Here is a 4468-nt window from a genome sequence, read left to right as displayed (position 1 = left end):
AATCTGCGCTTCGCTGTGCTTGCTCTTGCTCATACTGCTCTCCTCCCTGAATCCGAAATCATACTTGCGTAGGTGCGGATCCAAGGGAGCAGGTCACAGTGTCCTTCCGAATCAGTGACGGACAAGGGATTGTTCTGGACATACTCGTATAGGTTCAGGCTTTGTGGGTTTTCGTAATCTGCATAGGGAACCGCATCAGGATCACTGTCCCAGTCGGGCGACATGAACCTTCCCATGCTCGATCCGTAGTATCTGGCCCCGAAGTAGTCGAGGCCGGATTCAGCATCTCGTTCTTTGCCGGTATAACGGGATGCACAAACGTCAACCTCTGTCGTAGATGAAGGCATGTGCATCATACCGGAGCCCGATGCGAAGAGCAGCATCGTCTTTCAAACTCGTAAGGCTAGGAGATCAAGATACGCGGAAGAAATGACTCGATGTCGCTTATGGGCACATCCCATTCGGAAATCCTGTTTCCCTCGGCGGTTATCACCACTCGGTCCTGGATGTACTGGCTGATCTCAGAGATATCGAAATTCTCTGGAAGATGGCTGTATGGAAAGAGTTGGTTTTGAAAATAGGCCCAATCTCCGTCTCGATATACACGCCAAATCTCCAAGTTCGAAGAGGCTTCAGGGTTGTCATACGATACCACTAGCGCGACCTTTCGGCTTCCGTGAACGAGCGCCACCAATTCCCGGTTCCAATGGGACTCGTAAGCCGCCTTGTCCCACAGAGACATATTTGCTAAGAAGTCTTCTGTCGATGTGCCCAAGGTCAAGCATCCCGGCGCAGCCGGGATGCTTGTGTCGTCGAAGGGGTATTCAAGTGCTTCGTCGGTAAATCCTATTGAAAACATTTGTCTATCGTCCAATCCGGTTGAAGTTCAAGTCAGTAGTAGCAATTCGATTGCCATTTCTATCCAATTCCTTGAATACTTCCCCGAGATCACCTGCATGATCGGTGTTCGAAAAGGAGAAATAACGACCACCCTTTTCAAAGACGGCCTGCCCCTGTGATGTCAGGCCTTTCACTTCTTTCATACCTAAGTACTTGGCTGTTTGTCTTTGTTGCTGCTTGGTTAAACGTGCACTGCTTCCGTTACTGCGCCCACCACCCGCCGCACCTCCTGGACAAGCAGTCATACCCAATACAAATCCTGAACCTGCTCCCCCTACACCACCAATGCCTAGCGCCAAAGGTTCAGTGACTAAGACCCCTCCCCCTCCCCCTACCAAACCTAAAAGTCCCGGAGCTGCTGCAGAAGCACTCCCTGTTATTGCTCCCCCCGCCGTTAGACTGGCCATGCAGCCTGCTCCCCCCGGCGTGTTCATGATGTTCGCGACTTGATGTACGGCCTGAGTTGCCGTCTGTGCCAATCGTGAGCCGGCGTTCCCAATTCCGTCTAGAATGCCGTCTAGGCTGCTGGTCAGACAAGGACCATCGGACGAACTAGACGATTCGATGACATTACCGTCAAACGAAGTCGTGCTAGTTACCGAATTGCCGCAGTGTCCTTCCGAATCAGTGACGGACAAGGGATTGTTCTGGACATACCCATATAGGTTCAAGCTCTGTGGATTTTCGTAATCAGCATAGGGAACCGCATCAGGATCATTGTCCCAGTCAGGGCTCATGAACCGGCCGATATTCGATCCGTAGTATCTTGCCCCAAAATTATCCAGCCCTGATTCTGTGTCTCTTTCTTTGCCGGTGTAACAGGATCGTACGAAACGTACTTCATTTGCACTACTGGCGTAGAGCGTCATAGCCTTGGGTCTTGCACGTCGTAAAGCTATTTTCCCTGCACCTGACGGAGATGCTCCAGTTTTGCCAGGCCCTCTTGATAAGCATCACTAGGAATGAGCACCCTTCCGCTTTTCAGAAATATGAGCGGTACAAGCTGGGCGTTTACCCGGACCCACAAATCCACACTTTGACTCGTCTGTTCGCTTAGCATCTCTAATTCTGATTGAGGAACCGGTTTGCTCCCTATATTTGCGAGAAAAACTCCGTCAAACGAGCGTGTGCCGTCCATTTCAGTTAACCGGCACCTGTTCTCCCCGACCCGGGAATCAGTCCAGCACTCTAGCCATGTACCGTGTTTTGACGCGGGAAGGCCAAGGTGTCCGGCCCACAGGAAAACTGCACCTTCAGAAACATTGTGAGGCCGCTTTGGAGGCGTGTTTGACCACCAATAAGCGCCCGTGATCATAGCAATCAACACCACGAAGGCTACCAAGAAAAAAACAGCGATTTTGAGTTTCAGGCCGCCTCTCATTGGCACCCCGACTGACTTCTATTCCCTAAGCCGTCATCTGTGCTGGTTGTAAAACATGGTTGATGAGACTGAAGTTCCAATAGCTGTCGATAGAATCCATTCGGCGCGGGCGAAGCGTGGTTCGCTTGGTTCTGATCAAGTGCTCCAGCAGCAACCAAACCCCGCTGACAAAACATCGTGCAGTTGTTGGTGACGACGTTATATCCAGGCGCCTTTCCGGCGTTGGAAGCATCCTGTTGCTGTTTAATCCATATGTCCAAATTAGCTGTCTCTTGAGGGGAAATCTTGAAGTAATTGAGTCTGATGGAACTCGGGTCCTGTCCCTTTTCCGGACCAGAAGTTGCGAGCTCCTTTTTGACGGCATTCAAAGAGTCGGCCGTCGGTTGCCCGTTAGAATCGAACTGCACCTTATTCGAGAGAGTGAATGATTGGACTGCCCCTGGTCCAGCAGGGCTACTGCCGCCTGCAGGTCCAAATCTGGCGTAGACAACAGTCCCGTCGGAGTGGACAGACATAATGCCTTGATGCCCGACGATTGCAATTTCTTTGCTGAAATTCCTGCCGCAGCATCCATTCCCGTCGAATCGGTATATGAGAGGGGATTGTTCAAACCGTAGCTGTACATATTCCAGCGTTGCGGATTGAGGAGATGTAGCGGGGATGGAATGCCCGGATCGGGACTCATGAACCGCCCCATGTTGCTTCCGAAGTACCTAGCCCCGAAGTTGTCCAGCCCTGACTCTGCGTCTCTTTCCTTGCCGGTGAAATGGCGTTGCGAAACCAATAACTACGGTATGTATTCCGAGAATATTTCGACTCCTTCGGATAATTCAGGAGCGAGAATTTCATGCAATTCAACTACCTCCTCAAAAATCCACGCTGTAGTGCCGCCTTCCGCGTTCAAATAACCGTGAGCATTGTTCCGTGCGATATTCACAGATTTCTCCCGAGCAGCATCCTCATCGTCGCCCATCACTAAGTAGTAGCGATATTCTCCAAGTATCCCGGAGCATTGGGTTGAATCATGAAAATGCGTTCGGTAGAGACACTTTGCCGTATACCATTTCATAGACCGTTTCCTTCCTCTACTTGTTGAACCGGCTGTCAGTCAAAAGTTTAACTGCCGTTTGAGCGGCGCTATCTCCTGACCTAGCCTGGCTTTCAATTGTTTCAAATGTGAGACCGAGCTTTTCAGAAGGAAAGACGGATCTTATGCCACCTTTCTTGAATTGCGAAATGATCTCGCTAGCCGTCATCTTACGGTGAGAAGGATTTCTCTTATCGAACTTGCCGCTGCCGCCACTACCGGCGCCAGTTGCGCAAGAGAACATTCCATATGCGGTCCCAAGTGATGCGCCAGCCATCGCACCGTAGGTCGTTCCTTCGGCGGCCCCGGCCACACCGCCTCCAACAGTTCCTATCCCAGGCGCTACAAGTGTCCCGCCAGCACCTCCAGCAATTCCACCCGTAACACCTCCGACAACCGCCCCGGTAGCTGCTCCACCTGCAGCAGCGCCAGCCATACACGTTGCACTCCTCGGAGCATTGACGAAATTAGTTACTTGCTGTGCGGCCTGAGTTGCCGTCTGTGCCAATCGTGAACCGGCATTGCCGATTCCGTTCAGAATGCCGTTGATGGTCGTAGAGATACAAGGCCCGTCCGACGAACTTTCCGATTGAATGACATTGCCGTCAAAGCTCTCCGTAAGAGAATATGAGTTGCCGCAATGTCCATCTGGATCGGTGACGGACAAGGGATTGTTTTGGACATACCCGTACAGATTCAGGCTTTGCGGATTGCTCAGGTCTGCGAAGGGAATTGCATCAGGATCACTACTCCAATCGGGGCTCATGAACCTGCCGGTGGAAGAACTGTAGTACCTAGCCCCGAAGTTATCGTTTCCACTCTCGATGTCCCTTTCTTTGCCGGTGAAGATGAAGGGGTCGTTGGTCGATCCTGAGAATGTCTGGCCGAAGGGCGTGTAGTCGAGGGGGTTGGTAAGCAGTATGGTGCTGCCGACTGTCCCGACTTGATTTCCGAGATGATCGAGCAGCCGATAGTTGGGTAGAGCGGTTTCGGTACCCGCGACTTCAGCAAACATCCCATTGGGGCCGTAGATCAGATCTGTCCAAGCTCCGCCACTATAGCGTGCGATAGGACGGCCGCCGAAGAAGATCGTGTCTGTC

The 4468-nt window shown here is 51.8% G+C and carries 6 protein-coding genes; all 6 read right to left on the bottom strand.

What is annotated here, in order from left to right; genetic code table 11:
• Positions 1-29 precede the first annotated feature (29 nt).
• Entirely contained in the window at positions 30-347 is a 318-nt protein-coding gene (locus GSQ94_RS21875) for an RHS repeat-associated core domain-containing protein (protein WP_371417537.1), read from the bottom strand.
• Positions 348-403: 56 nt separating this feature from the next.
• Complete coding sequence (locus tag GSQ94_RS15775; RefSeq protein WP_158944831.1) at positions 404-859, bottom strand: hypothetical protein; 456 nt, start codon at positions 857-859, stop codon at positions 404-406.
• A 4-nt stretch (positions 860-863) separates the two neighbouring features.
• A complete protein-coding gene (locus GSQ94_RS15770) occupies positions 864-1769 on the bottom strand; it encodes an RHS repeat-associated core domain-containing protein (protein ID WP_158944830.1) in 906 nt (301 codons plus the stop codon).
• 876 nt (positions 1770-2645) lie between these two features.
• On the bottom strand, positions 2646-3065 hold the full coding sequence (locus GSQ94_RS21870; protein WP_158944829.1) for an RHS repeat-associated core domain-containing protein: 420 nt from the start codon (positions 3063-3065) through the stop codon (positions 2646-2648).
• 3 nt (positions 3066-3068) lie between these two features.
• Positions 3069-3350 carry a DUF4288 domain-containing protein gene (locus GSQ94_RS15760; protein WP_158944828.1) on the bottom strand — a complete coding sequence of 94 codons (282 nt, stop codon included), beginning with the start codon at positions 3348-3350 and terminating at the stop codon, positions 3069-3071.
• 16 nt (positions 3351-3366) lie between these two features.
• Positions 3367-4468, bottom strand: a 1102-nt coding sequence (locus tag GSQ94_RS15755) for an RHS repeat-associated core domain-containing protein (RefSeq protein WP_216843107.1), incomplete at its 5' end; no start/stop codon positions are given.

The organism is Granulicella sp. S190 (genome assembly GCF_009766095.1).
GTDB lineage: Bacteria > Acidobacteriota > Terriglobia > Terriglobales > Acidobacteriaceae > Edaphobacter.
Note: the sequence above shows the minus strand (reverse complement) of the source record. Positions and strands in the feature narration are given on the sequence as shown.

Bases quoted from the DNA above. Each gene is read 5' to 3' on its own strand.
- GSQ94_RS21875 (WP_371417537.1), bottom strand. From the start codon at position 347: ATGCCTTCATCTACGACAGAGGTTGACGTTTGTGCATCCCGTTATACC.
- GSQ94_RS15775 (WP_158944831.1), bottom strand. From the start codon at position 859: ATGTTTTCAATAGGATTTACCGACGAAGCACTTGAATACCCCTTCGAC.
- GSQ94_RS15770 (WP_158944830.1), bottom strand. From the start codon at position 1,769: ATGACGCTCTACGCCAGTAGTGCAAATGAAGTACGTTTCGTACGATCC.
- GSQ94_RS15760 (WP_158944828.1), bottom strand. From the start codon at position 3,350: ATGAAATGGTATACGGCAAAGTGTCTCTACCGAACGCATTTTCATGAT.